At 65.1% G+C, this 20,301-nt stretch carries 24 protein-coding genes and 1 riboswitch; of the genes, 12 read left to right on the plus strand and 12 right to left on the minus strand.

Annotation, left to right across the window (positions count from 1 at the left end):
- Nucleotides 1–3: 3 nt before the first annotated feature.
- A complete protein-coding gene (locus AB7531_RS33735) occupies nucleotides 4–1,224 on the minus strand; it encodes a CaiB/BaiF CoA transferase family protein (protein ID WP_063984914.1) in 1,221 nt (406 codons plus the stop codon).
- Complete coding sequence (locus tag AB7531_RS33740; RefSeq protein WP_245328466.1) at nucleotides 1,221–2,327, minus strand: hydroxymethylglutaryl-CoA lyase; 1,107 nt, start codon at nucleotides 2,325–2,327, stop codon at nucleotides 1,221–1,223. Before AB7531_RS33740 ends, AB7531_RS33735 begins: the two co-directional genes overlap by 4 nt.
- On the opposite strand from AB7531_RS33740, the gene AB7531_RS33745 reads away from it, so the two are divergent.
- Nucleotides 2,326–3,156: a GntR family transcriptional regulator gene (locus AB7531_RS33745; RefSeq protein ID WP_063986591.1), complete on the plus strand. Its 831-nt coding sequence runs from the start codon at nucleotides 2,326–2,328 to the stop codon at nucleotides 3,154–3,156. The two genes, AB7531_RS33740 and AB7531_RS33745, sit on opposite strands and share 2 nt — an antisense overlap.
- Before the next feature lie 48 nt (nucleotides 3,157–3,204).
- On the opposite strand, the gene AB7531_RS33750 is transcribed toward AB7531_RS33745, so the two are convergent.
- On the minus strand, nucleotides 3,205–3,807 hold the full coding sequence (locus AB7531_RS33750; RefSeq protein ID WP_063984916.1) for a hypothetical protein: 603 nt from the start codon (nucleotides 3,805–3,807) through the stop codon (nucleotides 3,205–3,207).
- A gap of 255 nt (nucleotides 3,808–4,062) precedes the next feature.
- On the opposite strand from AB7531_RS33750, the gene AB7531_RS33755 reads away from it, so the two are divergent.
- Nucleotides 4,063–5,121, plus strand: a complete 1,059-nt coding sequence (locus tag AB7531_RS33755) for a class I SAM-dependent methyltransferase (RefSeq protein WP_063986592.1) — start codon at nucleotides 4,063–4,065, stop codon at nucleotides 5,119–5,121.
- A 28-nt stretch (nucleotides 5,122–5,149) separates the two neighbouring features.
- Here the strand turns inward: AB7531_RS33755 and AB7531_RS33760 are convergent, their stop codons facing one another.
- Entirely contained in the window at nucleotides 5,150–5,533 is a 384-nt protein-coding gene (locus AB7531_RS33760; RefSeq protein ID WP_063984917.1) for a bleomycin resistance protein, read from the minus strand.
- 206 nt (nucleotides 5,534–5,739) lie between these two features.
- Here AB7531_RS33760 and AB7531_RS33765 point away from each other — a divergent pair, with 206 nt between their 5' ends.
- Nucleotides 5,740–6,513 (plus strand): enoyl-CoA hydratase/isomerase family protein, encoded by a 774-nt coding sequence (locus AB7531_RS33765; protein WP_063986593.1) that lies wholly within the window; start codon nucleotides 5,740–5,742, stop codon nucleotides 6,511–6,513.
- 33 nt (nucleotides 6,514–6,546) lie between these two features.
- Here the strand turns inward: AB7531_RS33765 and AB7531_RS33770 are convergent, their stop codons facing one another.
- On the minus strand, nucleotides 6,547–7,179 hold the full coding sequence (locus AB7531_RS33770; RefSeq protein WP_063984918.1) for a hypothetical protein: 633 nt from the start codon (nucleotides 7,177–7,179) through the stop codon (nucleotides 6,547–6,549).
- Nucleotides 7,180–7,359: 180 nt separating this feature from the next.
- Nucleotides 7,360–8,223 (minus strand): DUF1194 domain-containing protein, encoded by an 864-nt coding sequence (locus tag AB7531_RS33775; RefSeq protein ID WP_063984919.1) that lies wholly within the window; start codon nucleotides 8,221–8,223, stop codon nucleotides 7,360–7,362.
- Between the two features lie 263 nt (nucleotides 8,224–8,486).
- A riboswitch (Fluoride riboswitch) is annotated at nucleotides 8,487–8,564 on the plus strand.
- Between the two features lie 52 nt (nucleotides 8,565–8,616).
- On the opposite strand from AB7531_RS33775, the gene AB7531_RS33780 reads away from it, so the two are divergent.
- Genes AB7531_RS33780 through clpS form a run of 5 tightly spaced genes read left to right on the plus strand, consistent with a single transcriptional unit; the run spans nucleotide 8,617 to nucleotide 11,399 of the window.
- Nucleotides 8,617–9,864: an MFS transporter gene (locus AB7531_RS33780; RefSeq protein ID WP_231144376.1), complete on the plus strand. Its 1,248-nt coding sequence runs from the start codon at nucleotides 8,617–8,619 to the stop codon at nucleotides 9,862–9,864.
- Entirely contained in the window at nucleotides 9,839–10,273 is a 435-nt protein-coding gene (crcB, locus tag AB7531_RS33785) for a fluoride efflux transporter CrcB (protein ID WP_063984920.1), read from the plus strand. Before AB7531_RS33780 ends, crcB (AB7531_RS33785) begins: the two co-directional genes overlap by 26 nt.
- A gap of 6 nt (nucleotides 10,274–10,279) precedes the next feature.
- On the plus strand, nucleotides 10,280–10,708 hold the full coding sequence (crcB, locus tag AB7531_RS33790; RefSeq protein WP_212487035.1) for a fluoride efflux transporter CrcB: 429 nt from the start codon (nucleotides 10,280–10,282) through the stop codon (nucleotides 10,706–10,708).
- A 2-nt stretch (nucleotides 10,709–10,710) separates the two neighbouring features.
- Entirely contained in the window at nucleotides 10,711–11,052 is a 342-nt protein-coding gene (locus AB7531_RS33795; protein ID WP_063984922.1) for a DUF190 domain-containing protein, read from the plus strand.
- 41 nt (nucleotides 11,053–11,093) lie between these two features.
- Nucleotides 11,094–11,399: an ATP-dependent Clp protease adapter ClpS gene (gene clpS / locus AB7531_RS33800; protein WP_014497217.1), complete on the plus strand. Its 306-nt coding sequence runs from the start codon at nucleotides 11,094–11,096 to the stop codon at nucleotides 11,397–11,399.
- Nucleotides 11,400–11,442: 43 nt separating this feature from the next.
- Here clpS and AB7531_RS33805 read toward each other — a convergent pair whose 3' ends face one another.
- The 4 genes from AB7531_RS33805 to fabI all read right to left on the minus strand — a co-directional run bounded on the left by AB7531_RS33805 (nucleotide 11,443) and on the right by fabI (nucleotide 15,311).
- Nucleotides 11,443–12,633 carry an adenylate/guanylate cyclase domain-containing protein gene (locus AB7531_RS33805; RefSeq protein WP_063984923.1) on the minus strand — a complete coding sequence of 397 codons (1,191 nt, stop codon included), beginning with the start codon at nucleotides 12,631–12,633 and terminating at the stop codon, nucleotides 11,443–11,445.
- Between the two features lie 70 nt (nucleotides 12,634–12,703).
- Nucleotides 12,704–13,792: a chorismate synthase gene (aroC, locus tag AB7531_RS33810; protein ID WP_063984924.1), complete on the minus strand. Its 1,089-nt coding sequence runs from the start codon at nucleotides 13,790–13,792 to the stop codon at nucleotides 12,704–12,706.
- Between the two features lie 89 nt (nucleotides 13,793–13,881).
- Nucleotides 13,882–14,481 (minus strand): histidine phosphatase family protein, encoded by a 600-nt coding sequence (locus AB7531_RS33815; protein ID WP_063984925.1) that lies wholly within the window; start codon nucleotides 14,479–14,481, stop codon nucleotides 13,882–13,884.
- A gap of 14 nt (nucleotides 14,482–14,495) precedes the next feature.
- Entirely contained in the window at nucleotides 14,496–15,311 is an 816-nt protein-coding gene (fabI, locus tag AB7531_RS33820) for an enoyl-ACP reductase FabI (protein WP_063984926.1), read from the minus strand.
- Nucleotides 15,312–15,482: 171 nt separating this feature from the next.
- Here fabI and AB7531_RS33825 point away from each other — a divergent pair, with 171 nt between their 5' ends.
- The gene (locus tag AB7531_RS33825; RefSeq protein WP_014497222.1) at nucleotides 15,483–15,971 is read left to right on the plus strand and encodes a sigma-70 family RNA polymerase sigma factor; all 489 of its coding nucleotides are present in this window, start codon (nucleotides 15,483–15,485) and stop codon (nucleotides 15,969–15,971) included.
- Between the two features lie 106 nt (nucleotides 15,972–16,077).
- Entirely contained in the window at nucleotides 16,078–16,848 is a 771-nt protein-coding gene (locus AB7531_RS33830) for an anti-sigma factor family protein (protein WP_014497223.1), read from the plus strand.
- A gap of 443 nt (nucleotides 16,849–17,291) precedes the next feature.
- On the opposite strand, the gene AB7531_RS33835 is transcribed toward AB7531_RS33830, so the two are convergent.
- Both AB7531_RS33835 and AB7531_RS33840 read right to left on the minus strand, forming a co-directional pair.
- Nucleotides 17,292–18,251, minus strand: a complete 960-nt coding sequence (locus AB7531_RS33835; protein ID WP_441280233.1) for a DnaJ C-terminal domain-containing protein — start codon at nucleotides 18,249–18,251, stop codon at nucleotides 17,292–17,294.
- Between the two features lie 108 nt (nucleotides 18,252–18,359).
- Nucleotides 18,360–18,767, minus strand: coding sequence for an RT0821/Lpp0805 family surface protein (locus AB7531_RS33840; RefSeq protein ID WP_063984928.1), 408 nt, complete (start codon nucleotides 18,765–18,767; stop codon nucleotides 18,360–18,362).
- Between the two features lie 113 nt (nucleotides 18,768–18,880).
- On the opposite strand from AB7531_RS33840, the gene pdxH reads away from it, so the two are divergent.
- Nucleotides 18,881–19,522: a pyridoxamine 5'-phosphate oxidase gene (pdxH, locus tag AB7531_RS33845; RefSeq protein ID WP_063984929.1), complete on the plus strand. Its 642-nt coding sequence runs from the start codon at nucleotides 18,881–18,883 to the stop codon at nucleotides 19,520–19,522.
- 25 nt (nucleotides 19,523–19,547) lie between these two features.
- Nucleotides 19,548–20,300 carry an SDR family NAD(P)-dependent oxidoreductase gene (locus AB7531_RS33850; RefSeq protein ID WP_063984930.1) on the plus strand — a complete coding sequence of 251 codons (753 nt, stop codon included), beginning with the start codon at nucleotides 19,548–19,550 and terminating at the stop codon, nucleotides 20,298–20,300.
- Nucleotide 20,301: the final 1 nt, after the last annotated feature.

Raw genomic sequence — 20,301 nt, forward strand, 5'->3', positions numbered from 1 at the left:
TCGTCAGGACGGCCCAGGCGCAATCCGGATGGTTCCTGCCTTTTGCAGCGTCTCGATTTCACTCGACGAAATGCCGATCTCGCTCAGGATCTCGCGCGTCTGCTCGCCGATCTGCGGCGGATCGTAGCGGTTGGGCAGCCGGCGGCCGTCCATGGAGATCGGCAACAGCGGCGTTTTTGCCTCGCCGCCGTCAGGCAGGTGAATGTTGGTCAGCCCGCCCGACTGGTTCAGATGCGGGTCGTCGAAGAGATCGCCGGGCTTGTTGACCGGCGCGTAGGGCAGATCGAGCTGCTCGAGGCGTGCCGCGAGATCGGCCTTGTCCCATTGCTTGAAGATCTTCGCGATCTCCGGGATCAGCCAGCCGCGATGATCGACGCGGTCGTTGCTCGTCGCAAAGCGCGGATCGGCAAGCCAGGATTCGCGATCGAAGGCGCGGCAGAACGCCTCCCATTGCTCTTCACCGACGATGGTGACGAACAGCTTCGAGCCGTCCCTGGTGTCGAAGAGATCGTAGACCGGCCAGGGGCTGTCCTTGATCGAATAGGGGATCGAGGGCTGGCCGCTGACCACCTCGCACATCATGGCCTGCGCCATCAGGAACACGTTGTTCTCGTAGAGCGCGCTCTGGATGTAGCGGCCGCGCCCGGTGCGCTGCCGCTCGGCCAGCGCGGCCTGGATCGCGATCACGCCGAACATGCCGCCCATGATGTCGTTGACCGAGGCACCGGCGCGCATCGGCCGGTCCGGCAGGCCCGTCATGTAGGCAAGGCCGCCCATCATCTGCACGACCTCGTCGAGCGCGAGGCGATTCTCGTACGGGCCGGGCAAATAGCCCTTGAGCGAGCAGTAGATCAGGCGCGGCGCAAAAGCGGCAACCGACTCGTAGTCGAGACTGATCCGCTTCAGCAGGCCGGGTCGGAAATTCTCGATCAGGACGTCGCTGCTCTCGATCAGCCGCCGCGCGATGGTCTGGCCTTCCGCGGTCGACGTATCCAGCGCGATGCTGCGCTTGTTGCGGCTGTAGGTGGCGAAGAAGCCGGCAGCGGGCCCCTTGAAATAGCGGGTGCGGTCGCCCTTGGGCGGCTCGACCTTGATCACGTCGGCGCCGAGATCGGCGAGGATCAAGCCGCAGCTCGGCCCCATCACCATCTGGCTGAACTCGATGACACGAAGGCCGGCCAGCGGACGCAGCTCCGTTGCCGCCTCGGGCGCGGCCGTCGTCATGCCGCCCTCCGCAGCACCTTGGGAATGCCGGCCTCGTGCAGGTGCCCGGTCAGATGTTTTGCCTGGATGTGGCGGGCCAGAATCTCGCGCGTTTGCATCAGCCGATCGAGGTCGATGCCGGTCGAAAGTCCCATGCGTTCCAGCATGAACACGAGATCCTCGGTGACGATGTTGCCGCGGGCACCAGGCGCGAAAGGACAGCCGCCAAGTCCTGATACCGCGGCGTCGAAACGCCGGATCCCGGCTTCGAGGCCGGCGACGGCATTGGCGAGGCCAGCACCGAGCGTGTCGTGCAGATGCAGCCGCAGCGTCATCTGCAATCCGACTTCACGCCTGACGGCTTCGACGATCTGCCTGACCAGTTTCGGGGTGGCGTAGCCGACGGTGTCGGCGAGCCCGATCTCGTCGGCACCGGCCTCGGCAAAGGCGCGCGCGACCCGGCACACCGCCGCTTCGCTCACCTCGCCTTCCAGCGAGCAGCCGAAGGAGGTGGCGATCGCGCCCATCAGGTGCGGCCGCCGGCCCGCCGGACAGGCGTCGATCGCGGCGCGGACCGCGCGAAACCCGTCGAGCTGCTCTTCGATCGAGCGCCGCACATTGGCGCGGTTGTGCGTCTCGCTGGCGGAGATGACGAAGTAGACGGCGTCGACACCGGCGGCGATGGCGCGCTCGGCGCCCTTCACGTTCGGCACAAGTGCACCGATGGTCGCGGTCCTGTGCGCGAGCGCGTGCGCCATCACCGCATCGACATCGGCGAATTGCGGTACGACCTTCGGCGGCACGAAGGATCCCGCGTCGATCTCGCGCACGCCGGCGGCGGCGATCGTATCAATCAGCGCGCATTTGGCTTCGGTGGGAACGAACACGTCCAGGTTTTGCAGCCCATCGCGGGGGCCGACCTCGCAAATCAGGACATCCGGCGCATGCGCCATCAGGCTCTCCCTGGTTCGATTGTATATTATTGCGTAAAAGAACAATCCGTGGGACAGTCTGTCAAGCTCAAAATCCGCGTGCACTGCAATGACCGCCTCCGACAATTCCCGACCGCCCGCTTCAAGCAAAGGCGGTTCCGAGCGCGCCGAGCACCTCGCCGGGCTGATCATGGCGCTCGCCCGACGCGAAGGCATGAAGGCTGGCGATCGCTTGATCGAACAAAGGCTTGCCGATGCGCTCGATCTTTCACGCGCGCCGATCCGGCTCGGCCTCAAGGCTCTGGAAGCGGCAGGGCTCGCGCGCGGCGAGCCACATCGCGGGTTCGTGCTGGCCAAGCATCCGACCAGCGGCGCAGCCCAGCCAGCCCTCGCGGCGGTCAGGCGCAGCGAACAGGTTTATACGTCCATCGCAGGCGACGTGCTCGCAAGCCGGCTGCCGGCTGACGTCACCGAGGCGGAGCTGATGCGCCGCTATGGCCTCAGCCGGGCCGAGTTGCAGCGGCTGCTTGACCGGATCGCTGCCGAGGGCTGGATTGCACGCCTGCCGGGTTATGGCTGGCGCTTCGCGGAGACGGTCTCGAACCCCGAAGCTCACGCCAAGGCCATGGCGTTTCGCGCGGTGATCGAACCTGCGGCAATCGCGCAGCCCAGCTTTGCGCTGCCGCAGGAGGTGATTGCACGCTTGCGCGAGCGCCAGCTGCGCGTATTCGAAGGCGAGCTCGAGAAGATGACGATCGGCGAGGTCTTTCTTTCCGGTTGCGAATTCCATGAGGAGATCATTCGCGGCGCCGGCAATCCCTTCTTTCTTGAATCGCTCCGGCGCGTGAATTCGATCAGACGCCTGTTCGCCTATCGCAGCTTCGCCGACCGCGACGGTATGCGGCGGCACGTGCGCGAGCATTTGCGCCTGCTCGAGGTTCTGGAAACGCGGCGTTACGCCGAAGCGGCAGAGCTGATGGCGAAGCACCTGCAACGCCCGCTGGTGGCGGGCTTGTCGTAAGCCAACGCGGCTGCCGTCAAGCGGGCGGCGAAAGCGACGCGTGACCGCTCAACGACGCAAGCCACCCAACGCCGGTGACTCGCCGGGCAGCATTGACGAATTGATGTCGCTGTCCATGCGTCCCGATTGCTGCTGGGTGAAACCGGCGCCGAACGACAGGCTGAGGTTGGAGGTCGGCTTGAACTCGACACCCGCGAAAGCGCCGTAGCCGGGCGAGGCGCTGGAGGTGAGCGGGGCGAGCGAGCTGCCGATGCCGCCATTGTATTTCAGCGTGTCGAACCCGGCAAAGAACGTGACGGGCATGCCGCCCGCGGTCTTGTAGTTGTAACCGAACTGCGTGCCATCGTAGGAGAGCGCGTTGAAATTGCCGGCCGGCGCAGGCTGGCTGAGGCCGCCCAGGCCTAGATTGCCGCGTTCGCTTCCGACGAAGAAACCGGGACGAAAATCATAGCCTGCGTTGGCATCGCCACCCTTGAAGCTCGGAAAATTGCCGTAGCCATCGGAGCCCTGGCCGGCGCTGCCACCAAAGCCGAAAGGCCCGCCCGGGATCCAATATTGCAGGGGCGCGACTTGCGCATGAGCCGGCGCTCCGCCGAGGCAGAACACCACGAAGAGAGTTGCGAGACCGCAGGAACGTGCAAGGCTGGACATTCAGGTAACCGTCAAAAAAGTGCGGAAATTATATGCCGGGGATCACACGAATACCAGTGACGCGATGCCGGTGGTCGCGCCATCGAGTTCCAAAATCACGTTATCCTGACGTGTTGAACCTCCTGCGCGACGGATTGACCCACATAGAGGACGCGCGAACGCGAGCCGTCGCTTCGATCCTGATCGGCCGGCGCAGTCCGGCAAGACGCAATTGCGCAGACCTTTGAAAATGCCAGACACAACATGGAGGCTGTCATGGAGGTCGATTCCGACAGGTTGAATGCCTTTATGGGCAAGATGATCACCGAGGTCGGTGCCGCGATGAACGCATCGCTGGTCCTGCTGGGCGACAAGCTCGGCCTCTACCGCGCCCTCGCCGCCAAGGGACCCATGAGCTCTGCCGAGCTCGCAAGCGCCACCGGAACGAACGAACGCTACGTCCGCGAGTGGCTGGCGAGCCAGGCGGCTTCTGGTTACGTCGAATACGACTCCGCTTCCGGCAAGTTCTCGATGCTGCCGGAGCAGGCGATGGCGCTTGCCGATGATGACAGCCCGGTCTTCCTCGGCGCGGTCGGTAATGTCATTGCCGCGGCGTTCCTCGACGAGCCGAAAATTACGGACGCATTCAAGTCCGGCAAGGGCGTCGGCTGGAATCGTCGCAGCGAGTGCCTGTTCTGCGGCACCGCCCGGTTCTTCCGCACCGGCTACATGCATCATCTGGTGCAGGAGTGGCTGCCCGCGCTCGAAGGCGTCGTGGACAAGCTGAAGCGCGGTGCCAAGGTCGCCGACGTCGGCTGCGGGCACGGCGTCTCGACACGGCTGATGGCGGAGGCCTTCCCGAACTCCCGCTTCTACGGCTTCGACTATCACGAGGGCTCGATCGCGGCCGCACGAAAGGCGACGACTGAGGCGAAGCTGGGCGATCGTGTCAGCTTCGCGGTTCACTCGGCGAAGACCTATCCCGCCGAGGGCTACGATCTCGTCTGCTTCTTCGATTGCCTGCACGACATGGGCGATCCCGTCGGCGCCATCAGCCACGTGCGCAAGACCATGGCGAAGGACGGCACCTGCATGCTGGTCGAGCCGTTCGCAGGCGACCGCCTCGAAGACAATCTCAACCCGGTCGGGCGGGTCTACTATGCGGCATCGACCATGATCTGCACGCCGGCCTCGCTCGATCAGGAGGTGGGCCTCGCGCTGGGCGCCCAAGCCGGCGAGGCAAGGCTGCGCAAGGTCGCCAGCGAAGGCGGCCTGTCGCGCTTCCGCCGCGCCGCCGAAACACCCTTCAACCTGATCCTGGAGGCCAGGATCTGATGCAATGGCGGACGCGCGGCCGGCGATGTCAGGCCGCGTCGTCCGTTCCCATACCGAACGTGAGCTGATTGCCGTCGGCGTCGACGACGTCGAAATCGCGCATGCGATAGTCACGGTCCTCCGGCCGGTTGAGCAGCCTGGCGCCGCGTCCCGATAGTTCGGCATAGATCTGATCGACGTCCCTGACGAAGATGCAGATGCCGCCGTGCCCGGGCAACCGCTTCGTTACCGCCGCCGCAAGCAGATGCAGGCCGACCTCGTCACGGCAGAGGCAGGCGTAGGACGGAGGCTGACCGTATTCGAAGGTGACCTCGAAGCCGAGCACGTCGCGGTAATAAGCGAGGCTGGCTGTGATGTCGGACACGACGAAGACGGTGGCGGAGCCGGCCATCATCGGGTGTTCGTCGGTCATTGGTCCCTCCATCCGGCAAGCAATCTCCTGCACGCAGTCTAGCATGCGCGCTGGAGGTCTTGCACGGCCCAAGCCGCACCGTAAGCTGTCGCCCGGACAAGGCGGAAGCACCGAACGACAGCGTCCCGCCGCCGCCGCTCGCCGCGAAATAACCGGGCCACCACCTCGATCGATGCCGCACGTTTCCCGAAAGCATGGAGAACCCGGTGACATCTGACAATCCCGTCGCCTACGAACGCGCAGGCAACATCGCCCGCATCACGCTGCGCCGCCCGCCCGTCAATGCACTGAGCCTCGAGGTCATCCGTGCGGTGGTCGCGGCCCTGCGTCGCGCAGCGAACGATCCGGAAGCTCGCGTTGTCGTGCTGGCGAGCGCGATCGCCAAGCGCTTTTCGGCCGGCCTCGACCTCGACATCCTGCTTGGCAAATCCGGCGCCGAGATCCGCGAATTCCTCCAGTCGCTCTATATCGACCTTTACGACGCCCAGTACGGGCTCGGAAAACCGTCGATCGCCGCGGTCGGTGGTGCGGCGCGCGGCGGCGGCATGACCATGGCGGTGTCCTGCGACGTGGTGCTGGCGGCCGAGAGCGCGACGTTCGGCTATCCCGAGATCGACGTCGGCGTCATTCCCGCGATCCACTACGCACACCTGCCGCGCATCGTCGGACGCCACCGCGCTTTCGAGCTGCTGTTCACCGGCCGCGTCTTCACCGCCGCGGAGGCGCGGGAACTCGGCGTGGTCAACCGCGTCGTCGCCGATGCGGAGCTCGACACCGAGGTGATCAAGCTCGCGGCGCAATTCGCCGGCAAGTCGGCCGCCGTGCTGCGGATGGGCCGCGCCGCCTTCATGCGCCAGATTGATCTCGACTACCGGCGCAGCATCGCAAGTGCAGTAGACGATTTCTGCAATGTCGCGACGTCGGACGAAGCGCAGGAGGGATTGAGGGCGTTCGTGGAGAAGCGGGCGCCGAAATGGTGAGGGGGGCCGCCGGCCGCCCAGGGAGGCTGGCGTTCAGGCCGTCCTGTCCACCGAGGACGACGAATCCGCAGGCGGATATTTCGTCACCGGCACGGTGAAGGATTTGGAGCCGACCTGATAGATGATCTTGCCGTTTTGTCCGTTGTCGGTCGATATCTGCGACTGCCCGAACATGATGACGTTCCTGTAGACGTAGCCGGTGCCCTGGCGGGTGATACCGTCGGTGGTGACGCTGACCGTCGCCTCCTTGCCGTTGATGGCCAGCACGCGAAAGCTCGCACTCTTGCCGATGTCGGCGGAATAGCCGCCCCAGCTTCCCATGAGGATGCTGTCGGAACCCGGCGCCGCCTGTTTCTGCAAAGTCGCGCTCTGCTTGCCAACGCCCGAGGAGAACAGGAGCACTAGGTTCTTGCCGTCCTTGGTGCCGACCGTGACGTTGCCGTAGCTTATCGTTGCACCATTGACCTCGCCGATACCGCGCTCGGTGTGCCCGTTATGGGTGTACTCGATTTGGGCCCTGGCCCCGCGGATGTTCACGACCTTGAAGCCGACGGCCTGGTTGTTGCCTGCCCAATTGCCCTTCCAGTCACCCACCAGACTGCTCTGGTGATACACCCGCTCGTTGGCGGGCGAAATCTGGCTGGTGCTCGATGTGACGATGGCCATTGGATTGCTCGGCGGATTTGTCTGACAGACCCGCTTCTGTTCGCGCGCCGGACGGCGAAGTCAGAACTTTATCCGGAAACAACGGGAAGCAGGCCGATTAGGGCCACGCAGCAGTTAACGCGTGGTTAAATTCGACCGCGGGCGGGACAGGGCAAAAGGTCTCATTCGGGGTGGTGCGGATCAGCGCCCCCAGCGGTCCGACCAGATTTTCTCGCCGATCAAGCAGCTGACCCGTGGCTCCTTGTCGGCAACGCGCCTCACGGGGCGCTCCGGCATGCGGCCCGCGACCTCCATCAGGAGCTTGGTGCGGATCGCTTCCTTGAACTTGTCGCGATCCTTGATCGTGATGACGAAGGAGCCGGGACCGCCGATAACGCAGTCCTCGTAGTAGTAGTCGAGATTGTCGATATCCATGGTCGAATAGGACGGCTCCTTGACCATGATCGGCAGGCCGTTGATGACGATGCCCTTCTCGAGCGCGGCGTCGCGCGCGGCCGTCACCGGGCCGCCATTGTTGTTCGGGCCGTCACCGGAAATGTCGATCACGCGGCGCAAGCCGCGATAGGGATCCTCGTCGAACAACGGCATCGCGAACGTGATCGCCCCGGAGATCGAGGTGCGCGAGGCGCGCCGGATCGGCGTCTTCAAGATCTCGGCGGCGACCGCGTCCGCCGTCTCCGGTCCGTCCACCAGCCGCCACGGGATGATGATCTTCTGGTCGCTGGAAGCGGCCCATTCGAAGTAAGTCACCGCGATCCGGCCATTCGGCCCGAGCTTCAGCGCCTGGAGGAATTCCTTCGACTGGATCGCCTGCGCATAGCCTTCGCGCTGGATCGCGAGTTCGTCCATGTCCATGGAGTAGGAGACGTCGACCGCGAGGACCAGCTCGACATCGACCGTCTGCGCGTCCCGATCGGCCGCTAGCCGTTGTGGCGAACTCTTGCTCGGTTCAAATTTGGGCCCTGGTGCCGCGATGCCCGCGACATCCCCTCCGGCGAGTACGCCGGCCACCAGCACAGCCCCGATCGAGAACAGCATGCGCATCGCAGTCTCCCGTCGTATGACGCGATGGTGACATGCAATCGCCTTGCCGCAAAGTCCGAAGATCGCTTGCGCTTCACATTCCGGTTAGGAATTCGCGAGTTGGGAATGCGCACGTCACGCAAAGCTGCCGCCGTGTTGCCGCGCTTGCGCCACGGGGACATGCGCGATCGCTCACGCCATCATTCCGGAGCGTCCAGCAGCATCGAGCCGAAGACAGACCTTCCCCGCCCACTTGTCCGGTGCGATTTCCATGCTAGGTTGGATGTACAGATGGGGATGGAGTCCCCCGACAACCGCCCGTCGGCCTGTGACCGTAGTGGGCTGATGACTCCTGCTCGAGGAGGGGCAATCTCAAAGCCTCGGCCTTTGGCGGGAGCATGGACAAACCCGCCGATGGCGGGTTTTTTGTTGCCTGAAGGCGAAGGTCAGGGCGTGACGACGACGACACCGAATGCTGCGCGTGCGGGGCTGCCCAGGGGGATCTGGGTGCTCGGCTTCGTCTCGATGCTGATGGACGTCTCCTCCGAGATGATCCACGCGCTGCTGCCGGTCTATCTCGTCACCGTGCTCGGGGCCTCCACGCTCACGGTCGGCTTCATCGAGGGCATTGCGGAGGCGACCGCCTCGATCACGAAGATCTTCTCCGGCGCATTGTCCGACTGGCTCGGCCGGCGCAAGCTCCTCGCGGCGCTCGGCTACGGCCTAGCCGCGCTGACAAAACCGCTGTTCCCGCTTGCCCCCAGCGTCGGTTGGCTGATTGCCGCGCGCTTCATCGACCGCGTCGGCAAGGGTATTCGCGGCGCACCGCGCGATGCGCTGATCGCCGACATTGCACCTGCGGGTCTGCGCGGCGCGAGCTTCGGCCTGCGGCAGTCGCTCGACACCATCGGCGCATTCGTCGGACCGCTCGTGGCGATCGGCCTGATGTGGTGGACGGCAGATAATTTTGCCCTCGTCTTCTGGGTAGCGGTGCTGCCGGCCTTCCTGTCTTTCGGCCTGATCGCATTCGCGGTGAGCGAGCCGGAGCCGGACCCAAGCCGGGAGACTACGAAGAATCCGCTGAACACCTCCGCCATGCGGCAGCTCGGATCCGTGTACTGGCGCGTCGTCGCGGTCGGCGTGGTGTTCACGCTCGCGCGCTTCAGCGAGGCCTTTTTGATCCTGCGCGCGCAGAACATCGGTCTCTCGGCGATGTGGGTGCCGGCGGTGCTGGTGCTGATGAACGTGGTCTATGCCCTGTCGGCCTATCCGGCCGGCGTGCTGTCGGACCGGATCAACCGGACCGGCCTGCTCGCGCTCGGCCTCGTCTTCCTCGCCGGCGCCGATCTCGCGCTCGCGCTGCTGCCTAGCCTCGCGGGCCTCGCGCTCGGCGTCGTGCTGTGGGGGCTGCACATGGGATTGACCCAAGGCCTGCTGTCGGCCCTCGTCGCCGACGCCGCGCCGCCGAGCCTGCGCGGCACCGCATTCGGCTATTTCAACCTGTTCACCGGACTGGCCTTGCTAGCCGCAAGCGTGATCGCCGGCGCGCTGTGGGATGCCTACGGTCCTGCGGGCACGTTTTTGGCCGGGCTCGGCTTCGCGCTGGTCGCGCTCGCAGGGCTGCTCGCCGTCGGCAATGGTCTGGCAGCGGAGGACAAATGATGATGGAGGAGCGTTCGTCGTGTTGAGCGGAGTGATCGCAATCGTGGTCGGCAGCGTTCTCGGCGGCTGCGCGCGCTATTTCGTCTCGGGCGCGATCGCGCGGCGGCTGGGCGAGACCTTTCCCTGGGGCACCATGACCATCAACATCACCGGCGCCTTCCTGATCGGCATTTTCGGCGCGCTGGCAACCCATCCCGGCTCGATCTTCGCCGCGCCCAATCCATGGCTGTTCGCGGTGACCGGGTTCCTCGGCTGCTACACCACGGTGTCCTCGTTCAGCCTGCAGACGCTGACACTCGCGCGCAACGGCGAGCCGATGCATGCGCTCGGCAATGTCGCGCTCTCGGTCGGGCTTTGCCTTGCCGCCGTCAGTTGCGGCTTTGTCATCGCTGACGGTCTTGGAGGCTAGAGGCGGATGACCGTTCCCTCCTCCACCGACCGCTGGCGCAGCGCGATGCTCTATGCCTGGGTTTCCTTCGGCAGCGTCCTTGGCGGCCTCGCGCGCTATTTCGTCTCCCTCGTGCTCGACACCGGCCCGGGCTTCCCCGTCGCGACGCTGTTCATCAATGCCACGGGATCGCTCATCATCGGCTTCTACGCAACGCTGACCGGCCCCGACGGCCGCGTGCTGGCGCGGCCCGAGCACCGGCAGTTCGTCATGACCGGGTTTTGCGGCGGCTACACCACCTTCTCGGCCTTCAGCCTGGAGACCTTCCGCCTGTTCCACGGCGGCATGAAATACACGGCACTCGCCTATATCGCGGCATCCGTCATCTGCTGGCTGGTGTCCGTGTGGCTCGGCCATATGATGGCAAGCCGCTACAACCGCTTGACGAGGAGCTGACCATGCAAATCCCCAATCAGGCTGTTTCGCTCCGGATCTTCATCGGCGAGAGCGACCATTTCGGCGGCAAGCCGCTTTACGAAGCGATCGTGATGACGGCGCGCGAGCGGCATCTCGCGGGCGCCACCGTGCTGCGCGGCCCGATGGGGTTTGGCAAGTCGAGCCGGCTGCACACCTCGAAGATCCTGCGGCTGTCGGAAGACCTGCCGCTGCTGATCGAGATCGTCGACAGCGAGGACAGCATCAACGCATTCCTGCCCATCCTGGATGGCATGATGTCGAGCGGCCTGATCACCTTGGAGAAGGTGCAGGTCCTGCAATATGGTGAGAGGACCGCACACTGAGCACCGCGGCTGAACCGAGCCCGCCGTTTCCGGGAGGCGGAATGAACGACACCGTTACCAAGCCTAAAACCAGGACGAAGACCAAGGTCGAGCGGCCCAAGCTGCACAAGGTCATCCTGATCAACGACGACTTCACGCCACGCGAATTCGTCACGATGATCCTCAAGGCCGAGTTCCGCATGACCGAGGATCAGGCCTACAAGGTCATGATCACCGCGCACAAGCTGGGCGCCTGCGTGGTCGCCGTGTTCACCAGGGACGTCGCCGAAACCAAGGCCACCCGCGCCACCGACGCCGGCCGCGCCAAGGGCTATCCGCTGCTGTTCACGACGGAGCCCGAGGAATAGGGCTTCATGTTGCGACGATGAATGATCTTCATCTCATCGCGCATCAGGCCATCACCACCGGCGTCTCTTCGGCGAGCCCGTACACGCGTTGCGCCTTCGAAAACCCTGCGATCGGAAATTCGCCGAGCTCGCGCCAGTCATGGCGGCAGGCGTTCGCGAAGACTTCCGAGACCACGACGGTCCGCCCCAGCCTGCCCGTGATCTTCTCAAGCCTTGCCGCGAGATTGACGGCGGGGCCGATGCAGGTGAAGTCGAGGCGATTGCCGCCGCCGATATTGCCGTAGAGGATGTTGCCGACGTGCAGCGCGACGCCGAAGCGGAAGCGCTCGACGATGTCGCCGACCGGGAAAGCGAGCGCCTCGACGCTGGCGCGGGATTCGCGCGCGGCCTCCAGCACGCGGGTGCAGACATGGGCGGCATCGCCGACATATTCGTCGATCGGGAACACCGCGAGCAGGCCGTCGCCCATGAACTTCAGCACCTCGCCGCCATGGCCCCGGATCGCGGTGACCTGGCAGTCGAAATACTGGTTGAGGATCTCGACCACGGTCTCGGCCGGCAGCCGGTCCGACAGCGCAGTGAAACCGCGCAGATCCGAGAGCCAGATCGCAGCCTGCATGGTGTCGTTGTGGCCGCGTCGGATCTGGCCGCCGAGGATGCGCGCGCCGGCACGGTTGCCGACATAGGTGTCGAGCAGCATCTCGGCGGTGCGGCGCAGGCTGATGATCTCGCTGACGCGCGCGAGCGGTGCCGCAAGGGTCCGGATCGCCGCGATGTCGTCGTCGCTGAAGCCGCCGGGCTGCCGCGTCACCCAGCTCGTCGCGTGGATCGAGCCGTCGAGATAGTGCATCGGCATCGCGAGGTAGTCGGTCACGCCTTCGGCGCGCATGTCGTCGAGGAACGGAAACCGCTTGCTGTCCGGGTCGTCCATCCGTCCCCGGACCTCCAGCCCCTCCTCGAACACGATCCGGAGCGGGCTCCTGGCGAATTCAGGCGTGTCCAGAATCTCGAAATCGACAGTACCAATCTCGACCTTCTGACCTTCCCGCCAAATGAAATTGCGGCCGAAGATTTCCGGATGCAGCGTTCGGATGAAGATACCGAACCGCGACAGCGGCAGGCCGGCCGCGACCAGATGCTCGCAGACCTCGGCGATCATCTCGGAAGGGGTCCCAGACGACCTCGCACCGTCGATCAGCCAGTTGGTGATGCGCTGGATCTCGGAGTTTTGCATGACCGCATTTGCGGACGAAGTTGTGGGGACGTCAAGCTGCGCGGTGGGCTAGTACCGCGACACGAATGCTCTAGCGGCCGACCTGCCCGCGATCCCGAATGAAGTGATCGGCGAGCACGCAGGCCATCATGGCCTCGCCGACGGGCACGGCGCGGATGCCGACACAGGGGTCGTGGCGGCCCTTGGTCATGATCTCGGTGTCGGCGCCCTTGCGATCGACAGTGAGGCGCGGCTGGAGGATCGACGAGGTCGGCTTCACCGCGAAGCGGACCACCACCGGCTGTCCGGTGGAGATGCCGCCCAGAACGCCGCCGGCATGGTTGGAGAGGAAGCGCGTGCCATCATTGCCTGTGCGCATCTCGTCGGCGTTCTCTTCGCCGGTGAGCTCGGCCGCGCCAAAGCCGGCACCGATCTCGACGCCCTTCACGGCGTTGATGGTCATCATCGCACCCGCGAGATCAGAATCGAGTTTTGCGTAGATCGGGGCACCTAAGCCTGCCGGCACGCCTTCGGCGACGACCTCGATCACCGCGCCGATCGACGAGCCGCTCTTGCGGATGCCGTCGAGATAGGTCTCGAAGAAGGCGGCCTTGTCCTTGTCCGGACAGAAGAACGGATTTTTGGCAATCTCGTCCCAGTCCCATTTGTCGCGGTCGATCTTGTGCGGGCCGATTTGCACCAGCGCGCCGCGGACCTTGACGTCGGGCAGCACTTTTCGCGCGATCGCACCGGCGGCAACGCGCATCGCGGTCTCGCGCGCCGAGGAGCGGCCGCCGCCACGATAGTCGCGCAGGCCGTATTTGGCCTCATAGGTGAAGTCGGCATGTCCGGGACGAAACTTGTCCTTGATCTCGGAATAGTCCTTCGAGCGCTGGTCGGTGTTCTCGATCAGGAGCCCGATCGGGGTGCCCGTCGTCACCTGCACGCCGGTCTCCGGATGCGCCATCACGCCGGACAGGATTTTCACCTGGTCCGGCTCCTGGCGCTGGGTGGTGAAGCGCGATTGGCCGGGCCGACGGCGGTCGAGATCCTGCTGGATATCGGCCTCGGTGAGCGGGATCATGGGCGGACAGCCGTCGACCACGCAGCCGATCGCCACCCCATGGCTCTCGCCGAAGGTGGTGACGCGGAACATGTGGCCGAAGGTGTTGAAGGACATCGCTGCTCGCTGGGTCGGTTCGGGCGTGTGGTAACGCGCGGGGGGCCGGGGGTCAAACCCATAGCCACCGTGGATGACGGCGAACCGACCTAACTAAACTTCTCAAGCCGCCCGTCGCGGAAGACGTAGACGGCGCCCTGCTCGATATAGAGCTCGGCGGCGCTGGCCGGCGTCTCAAGGCCGAGCGAAACCATCAGGGCCCGGCAAGTCCCGCCGTGGGCGACGGCGACGGTGTCGGTCCGGAGCTCGTTGTACCAGGCCCGCACGCGGACCTGCACATCGGCGTAGGTCTCCCCGTCCGCGGGGCCGACCGTCCATTTGTCGGCGAGGCGCCTGGCATAGACGTCCGGATCGGCCGCCTCGCTCTCGGCCAGCGTCAGCCCTTCCCAGCTGCCGTAGCCGATCTCGCGCAGGCGATCGTCGAGCGCGTAGTCCGCCGGCGGCAGTTCGAGCTTGCCGCGCGCGAGTTCCATGGTCTGGCGTGCACGCCCGAGCGGGCTCGACACGTAGGGTAACGCCGCCTTGTCCTTGCCGTCGCGCTTGAAGAGATCCGCCAGCACGCCGCCGGCCTGCACGGCCTGACCGCGTCCACGCGCGTTCAGCGGAACGTCCTTGGTGCCCTGAAGCCTCCCGAGCGCATTCCACTCGGTCTCACCGTGGCGAAGGTAATAGATCGTGGGCACCGGCATTCCAGATTTATAAGCTAGTCCTTGCCGCCGAACGAGATGTCCGGCGCGTCCGGGCGCTTCATGCCGAGCACGTGATAGCCGGAATCGACGTGATGCACCTCGCCGGTGACGCCGCGCGCGAGGTCGGAGAGGAAATACAGCGCGCTGCCGCCGACGTCTTCGATCGAGACGTTGCGCCGCATCGGCGCGTTGTTCTCGTTCCACTTCAGGATATAGCGGAAGTCGCCGATGCCGGATGCCGCGAGCGTCTTGATCGGGCCGGCCGAGATCGCGTTGACGCGGATGTTCTTCTCGCCGAGATCGGCGGCGAGATAGCGCACGCTGGCCTCCAGCGCGGCTTTCGCCACGCCCATCACGTTGTAGTGCGGCATCCACTTCTCGGCGCCGTAATAGCTGAGCGTGATGAGCGAGCCGCCATCGCTCATCAGCTTCTCGGCGCGCTGCGCCACGGCCGTGAACGAGTAGCAGGAGATCAGCATCGACTTGGAGAAATTCTCCGGCGTGGTGTCGACGTAGCGGCCGTCGAGCTGCTCGCCATAGGCGATCGCATGCACCAGGAAGTCGATCTTGCCCCACTTCTCCTTCAGCACTGCGAAGGCGGCGTCGATGGTCGCGGCATCGGTGACGTCGCAATGGCCGAGCACGAGGCCGCCGATCTCGGCAGCGAGCGGCTCGACGCGCTTCTTGAGCGCATCGCCCTGATAGGTGAAGGCGAGCTCGGCGCCGGCTGCGTGGCATGCCTTGGCGATGCCCCAGGCGATCGAGCGGTTGTTGGCAAGGCCGAGGATGACCCCGCGCTTGCCCTGCATCAGACCTGAATTCTGCGCCATTTGCTAACGTCCCGTCGAGCTCTCGTTGAGGTCTGGAGGTACACCAGCCCTCCTTCGCGGTACAGTCCTAATACGCGGCGTTAACGCTGTTTCAAGCGCCGGAATAGCCGTTCCGTTCGGGTGTTATGATGATTGAGGCGCTCGCGCCGGACAGCAGGACGTCAAGACGGCATGAGTGCGTTTCGCCAGAGTGTGGAAGCCATGATCCCGGCGTTGCGCCGCTACGCCCGCGCGCTCACGCGCGATGCGGATGCGGCCGACGACCTGGTGCAGGATACGCTGGTGCGGGCGCTGCGTTCGGAGCGCCTGTTCCTCGGAGGCGATGTCAGGAGCTGGCTCTATACGATCCTAACCAACCTCAACAAGAACCGGCGGCGCTCGCTGGCAAGGCGCCCGCAATTCACGCAGCTGACGGAGAACAATCCGGATGCCAGCGGGACCGAGGCCGAAGGGCGCGACATCGAGAAGGCGCTGGCGACGCTGGTCGAGGAGCAGCGCTCGGTGCTTCTGCTGGTGATGCTGGAGGGCATGAGCTACCGCGAGGTCGCCGACATCCAGGGCGTGCCGATCGGCACCGTGATGTCGCGCCTGGCGCGAGCGAGAGCCCACGTTAAAGCCTCGCTGGAAGGTGAGCGCCCGGCGCTCAAGCGGGTGAAGTGATGGCAGTGTTGATGCATCGCGCAGGTCGCTTCGCCTGCATGGCGCGGGAAGCAGCGCAGTTGAACTGCGAAAGACATTTTGGGCCGCAGAGCCAGAGACGATCGATATGAACGACCATAATATTCCCATTACCGAAGACGAGCTGCACGCCTATGTCGACGGCGAGCTGCCGGCCGAGCGCCGCGCCGACGTCGAGGCCTGGCTTGCCGCACACCCTGACGATGCCGGACGCGTGCAGTCCTGGCGCGCCATGGCCGAGATGCTTCACGCGCGTTACGACTCTGTCGTCCAGGAGCCGGTGCCGGCCCGGCTGGAGCTCGAGCGGCTGGAGCGCCGTCCCCGGCAATGGCTCTATGGCGCCGCGGCGGCTGTGCTGGTCGCCTTCGTGGCCGGCGGCACCGCCGGTTGGGTGGCGCATGGCGCGGCCAACGCCCCCTCGACCTTCCAGAGCTTTACAGCGGACGCGCTCGACGCCCACCGCCTCTATGTCGTCGAGGTTCGCCACCCCGTCGAGGTCGGCGGCAACGAGCGCGACCATCTCCAAGCCTGGCTGACCAGGCGTTGCGGCTGGACCGTGTTCGCGCCGAACCTGGAGGCGAGCGGGCTGAAGCTCGTCGGCGGCCGGCTCTTGCCGGGGCCGAACGGTCCGGCGTCGTTCCTGATGTATGAGGGCGCCTCGGGCGAGCGGTACACGATCTACACCGCCAAGACCGAGACCGGCGCGACTCAGATGCGCTACGCCAAAGCCGACAAGGACGGCGCACTGTTCTGGGCCGAGCGCGGCGTCGGCTACGTCGTCAGCGGCGGCAGCGATCGCGATCGCCTGACCAAGGTCGCGCAGGCGGTCTACGACCAGGCCGAGAAAAACGGTACCTGAGCAACCGCTTGAAGGCGGTGCCTCGATTCCGACATTGAAAATTTGGAATCAAGACATGGGTGCGTCTCATTATCGCACCGGATGCTCACGAGAAAATGAGTAGCGTTCGATCCGCCGATCGACGCGGGCGGCCTCGATTGGGGTTTTTGGTACCGCGCTGGTCCCCCTCTCGAGGCCGCACCTATTATCGACTGCCCCGCCGGACAGCCGACACGTCGAACCACATGAGCCGAGAGGCGCTCTCACGCCTCAGGCATATGACGAGCATCATCTGTTGAGAGATGCTCTGGTCCTTTGGGAGACCCCCCTTCAGTTGCGATCTCGCCCTAAAGCGCGATGGCTCGCGCTTTAGCAATTTTCTTTGCGCATGATCTTTTCGGAAAACGGCTGAACGCCGCATGAACGCCTCGCTCTCACGCGGCCCTCCGGGTCCGGATCATGCTTTAGCCAAGCCCGCTACGTGGATTGTAGGGGTGTTGGTCCCGCCACTTCTCCATCAATGCCTCAAGCTCGGCGTCGTTCCCGTCCGGTAGCATAATCCTGATGGTGACGAAGAGATCCCCGGTTCCGCCAGTTTTTGGCAATCCCTTGCCCTTGAGGCGGAAGGTCCGGCCGCTGGAGGTGTTTTTCGGGACCGACAGTTCCACGGCATTGCCGAGGGTCGGCACGCGGACCTTGCCGCCGAGCACCGCCTCGTAGAGCGTGACCGGCAGGTCGATCCTGAGGTCGGCACCCTCGATCTTGAAGAACGGGTGCGGCGCGATGCTGATCGTGATCAGGAGATCGCCCGGCGGATGGCCCTGGGCGCTCTCGCCCTGCCCTCGCAACCGGATCTGCTGGCCCTCGGTGACGCCGGCCGGAATCTTGACGTTGAGCTCCTTGCCCGTCGGCAACCGGACGCGCTTCTCGCCACCCTTGACCGATTCTTCCAGCGAGACGCTCATCGCGACATTGACGTCGAGATCGAGGCCGATCCCTCCGGTGTCGAATTCGAACTGCCCGGCGCCGCCGGCCCCGGGCCGCGCACCACGCGTCCCGCCGAACATGCTGTTGAGGATGTCCTCGAACGCGCCGCCGCCCTGACCAGGGCCCGCGCCGCCGCTGCGGAACGTATAGCTTTCGAACCCGCCGGGACCCGCACGGCCGCGCGGCCCGCCGCCCGGAAAACCCTGGAAGCGCGGCTTGCCGTCGGCGTCGATCTCGCCGCGGTCGAACTGCTTGCGCTTGTCCTCGTCGCCGATGATCTCGTTCGCCGAATTGATCTCGGAGAAGCGCTCGGCGGCCTTGGGGTCATCCTTGTTGCTGTCGGGATGGTGCTTCTTGGCAAGCTTGCGATAGGCGCTCTTGATCGCGGCAGCGTTGGCGCTCCGCGGCACCCCCAAGACCTCATAGGGGTCGCGCATCCGTCACGTCTCCTTCAAGAAATCGAATTGTTCAAAGGGCTCCCCGCCCCATCTGCTCGTCATGTGGGAGGCGAGTGGCATTTTTGCAACTAGCCGCAGAGCCGATTCCTAGCTCCGCCACGGCTTTAGCGTATGAATCTCCCAACGGCCACGGCTGCTTTGGCAGCCGGCGCCCTGGAGCCAGCTTTCGGTGCTGCCATTGACGTAGCTCGCCAGGAAGTCCCGGCACTTGCGGCCGTCCTCGGCAGCGTAGGACTGCGCGATCGGCGTCACCGAACCACGCGCACCGGTTTCCGGATTCTCCCAGTGCTGGCTGGAATCCTTGTCGCCCTTGCTCAGCACGTCGGAGGCGGCGTTACGGGCGAAGGCAAGATCGGTGTCGGTCGGCGGGGCGTCCTTTGCCGCCCGCGCGATCGAGCCGGTCAGGTCACTGTCGTCGGCCTTGGCGTAGGCGCTGGTGTCGTTGCGGGAAAAGCTGCAGCCGCCGGAGCCGAGCCCGATCAGAATCATTGTCATGACAAAGCCGGACGGCCGGATCGCCGATAGGCCAACGCGTCCCCATGCCCTATATAGGGCGGTAGCGGACAACAACGCGTTTTGGGCCGCTGGACGCAATTCGGACTCCGGACATGACCGACACGACCTCGATGAAACACCAGACACCCTTAACATCCGGTGATTTCACCGCCGCCGACGAGCCATTTGCGCTGTTCGAGGCCTGGCTGAACGAGGCGATCAAGACTGAGCCGAACGATCCGAACGCCATGGCGCTCGCAACCGTCGACCCCGACGGGCTGCCAGACGTCCGCATGGTGCTGATGAAGGGCTTCGATGCCGACGGTTTCGTCTTCTACAGCCACATCGCGAGCCAGAAGGGCCGCGAACTCGCCGCAAATCCTAAGGCGGCGTTACTTTTTCACTGGAAGTCACTGCGCCGTCAGGTCCGCATCCGCGGCAACGTGACGCCGGTGACCGACGCCGAGGCCGACGCTTACTTCGCCACCCGTCCCAAGCAGGCGCAGATCGGCGCCTGGGCGAGCAAGCAGTCCGAGGCGCTGGAAAGCCGCTTCGCCTTCGAACAAGCCATCGCCAAAGTCGCGGCCAAGCACATCATCGGCGAGGTGCCGCGGCCGCCGGGCTGGAGCGGCTGGCGCATCACGCCCTCGCGTATCGAGTTCTGGCACGACCGCCCGTTCCGCCTGCACGACCGTATCGAATTTCGCCGTGACGCGGCCGGCCAGCCATGGTCCAAGACGCGGATGTATCCCTGAGCTTAGGCCGACCTGAAAGATGTCCATGCCGCATTCGTCCAATGCGCCGCGCCGCACGCTGCTCCTGACCGGAGCGAGCCGCGGCATCGGCCACGCCACAGTGATCCGCTTCTCGTCGGCGGGCTGGCGCGTCATCACCTGCTCGCGGCATCCCTTCCCCGAGGACTGTCCGTGGGACGCCGGCCCCGAGGATCACATCCAGGTCGACCTCGGCAACCCCCTGGACACCGCGCGCGCGATCACCGACATCCGCAACCGGCTCGAAGGCGGCATGCTGCATGCGCTCGTCAACAACGCCGCGATCTCGCCGAAGGGGCCGGGTGGCTCGCGGCTTGGCTCGGTCGACACCGACCTCGACACCTGGACGCACGTCTTCCACGTCAATTTCTTTGCGCCGATCATGATCGCGCGGGGATTGATCGAGGAGTTGAAGGCGGCCAGGGGCTCGGTCGTGAACGTCACCTCGATCGCGGGCTCGCGCGTGCATCCCTTTGCGGGCGCCGCCTATGCCACATCGAAAGCTGCCCTTGCATCCCTGACGCGCGAAATGGCCTCCGATTTCGGCCGCGTCGGCGTCCGCGTCAACGCGATCGCGCCGGGCGAGATCGACACCTCGATCCTGTCGCCGGGCACCGAGAAGATCGTCGACCAGCAGATCCCGATGCACCGGCTCGGCACGCCCGACGAGGTCGCCAAGATCATCTACGTGCTGTGCACGGACACCAGCTCTTACGTCAACGGCGCCGAGATCCACATCAACGGCGGCCAGCACGTGTAAA

The sequence above is a fragment of the Bradyrhizobium sp. 63_E2_N1_3 genome (assembly GCF_052076005.1).
Classification (GTDB): domain Bacteria; phylum Pseudomonadota; class Alphaproteobacteria; order Rhizobiales; family Xanthobacteraceae; genus Bradyrhizobium; species Bradyrhizobium barranii.

Excerpts from the sequence above, each read along its gene's own strand:
- AB7531_RS33770 (WP_063984918.1), bottom strand. The coding sequence starts at position 7,179 with ATGGCCATCGTCACATCGAGCACCAGCCAGATTTCGCCCGCCAACGAG.
- AB7531_RS33815 (WP_063984925.1), bottom strand. The coding sequence starts at position 14,481 with ATGCCGGTGCCCACGATCTATTACCTTCGCCACGGTGAGACCGAGTGG.
- AB7531_RS33795 (WP_063984922.1), top strand. The coding sequence starts at position 10,711 with ATGCAAATCCCCAATCAGGCTGTTTCGCTCCGGATCTTCATCGGCGAG.
- AB7531_RS33805 (WP_063984923.1), bottom strand. The coding sequence starts at position 12,633 with ATGCAAAACTCCGAGATCCAGCGCATCACCAACTGGCTGATCGACGGT.
- AB7531_RS33735 (WP_063984914.1), bottom strand. The coding sequence starts at position 1,224 with ATGACGACGGCCGCGCCCGAGGCGGCAACGGAGCTGCGTCCGCTGGCC.
- pdxH (WP_063984929.1), top strand. The coding sequence starts at position 18,881 with ATGACCGACACGACCTCGATGAAACACCAGACACCCTTAACATCCGGT.
- crcB (WP_063984920.1), top strand. The coding sequence starts at position 9,839 with ATGGTCTGGCAGCGGAGGACAAATGATGATGGAGGAGCGTTCGTCGTG.
- fabI (WP_063984926.1), bottom strand. The coding sequence starts at position 15,311 with ATGGCGCAGAATTCAGGTCTGATGCAGGGCAAGCGCGGGGTCATCCTC.
- AB7531_RS33825 (WP_014497222.1), top strand. The coding sequence starts at position 15,483 with ATGAGTGCGTTTCGCCAGAGTGTGGAAGCCATGATCCCGGCGTTGCGC.
- AB7531_RS33780 (WP_231144376.1), top strand. The coding sequence starts at position 8,617 with ATGGCGGGTTTTTTGTTGCCTGAAGGCGAAGGTCAGGGCGTGACGACG.
- AB7531_RS33755 (WP_063986592.1), top strand. The coding sequence starts at position 4,063 with ATGGAGGTCGATTCCGACAGGTTGAATGCCTTTATGGGCAAGATGATC.
- AB7531_RS33835 (WP_441280233.1), bottom strand. The coding sequence starts at position 18,251 with ATGCGCGACCCCTATGAGGTCTTGGGGGTGCCGCGGAGCGCCAACGCT.
- AB7531_RS33840 (WP_063984928.1), bottom strand. The coding sequence starts at position 18,767 with ATGACAATGATTCTGATCGGGCTCGGCTCCGGCGGCTGCAGCTTTTCC.
- crcB (WP_212487035.1), top strand. The coding sequence starts at position 10,280 with ATGACCGTTCCCTCCTCCACCGACCGCTGGCGCAGCGCGATGCTCTAT.
- AB7531_RS33850 (WP_063984930.1), top strand. The coding sequence starts at position 19,548 with ATGCCGCATTCGTCCAATGCGCCGCGCCGCACGCTGCTCCTGACCGGA.
- AB7531_RS33740 (WP_245328466.1), bottom strand. The coding sequence starts at position 2,327 with ATGATCAGCCCGGCGAGGTGCTCGGCGCGCTCGGAACCGCCTTTGCTT.
- AB7531_RS33760 (WP_063984917.1), bottom strand. The coding sequence starts at position 5,533 with ATGACCGACGAACACCCGATGATGGCCGGCTCCGCCACCGTCTTCGTC.
- AB7531_RS33750 (WP_063984916.1), bottom strand. The coding sequence starts at position 3,807 with ATGTCCAGCCTTGCACGTTCCTGCGGTCTCGCAACTCTCTTCGTGGTG.
- AB7531_RS33775 (WP_063984919.1), bottom strand. The coding sequence starts at position 8,223 with ATGCGCATGCTGTTCTCGATCGGGGCTGTGCTGGTGGCCGGCGTACTC.
- aroC (WP_063984924.1), bottom strand. The coding sequence starts at position 13,792 with ATGTCCTTCAACACCTTCGGCCACATGTTCCGCGTCACCACCTTCGGC.
- clpS (WP_014497217.1), top strand. The coding sequence starts at position 11,094 with ATGAACGACACCGTTACCAAGCCTAAAACCAGGACGAAGACCAAGGTC.
- AB7531_RS33745 (WP_063986591.1), top strand. The coding sequence starts at position 2,326 with ATGGCGCTCGCCCGACGCGAAGGCATGAAGGCTGGCGATCGCTTGATC.
- AB7531_RS33830 (WP_014497223.1), top strand. The coding sequence starts at position 16,078 with ATGAACGACCATAATATTCCCATTACCGAAGACGAGCTGCACGCCTAT.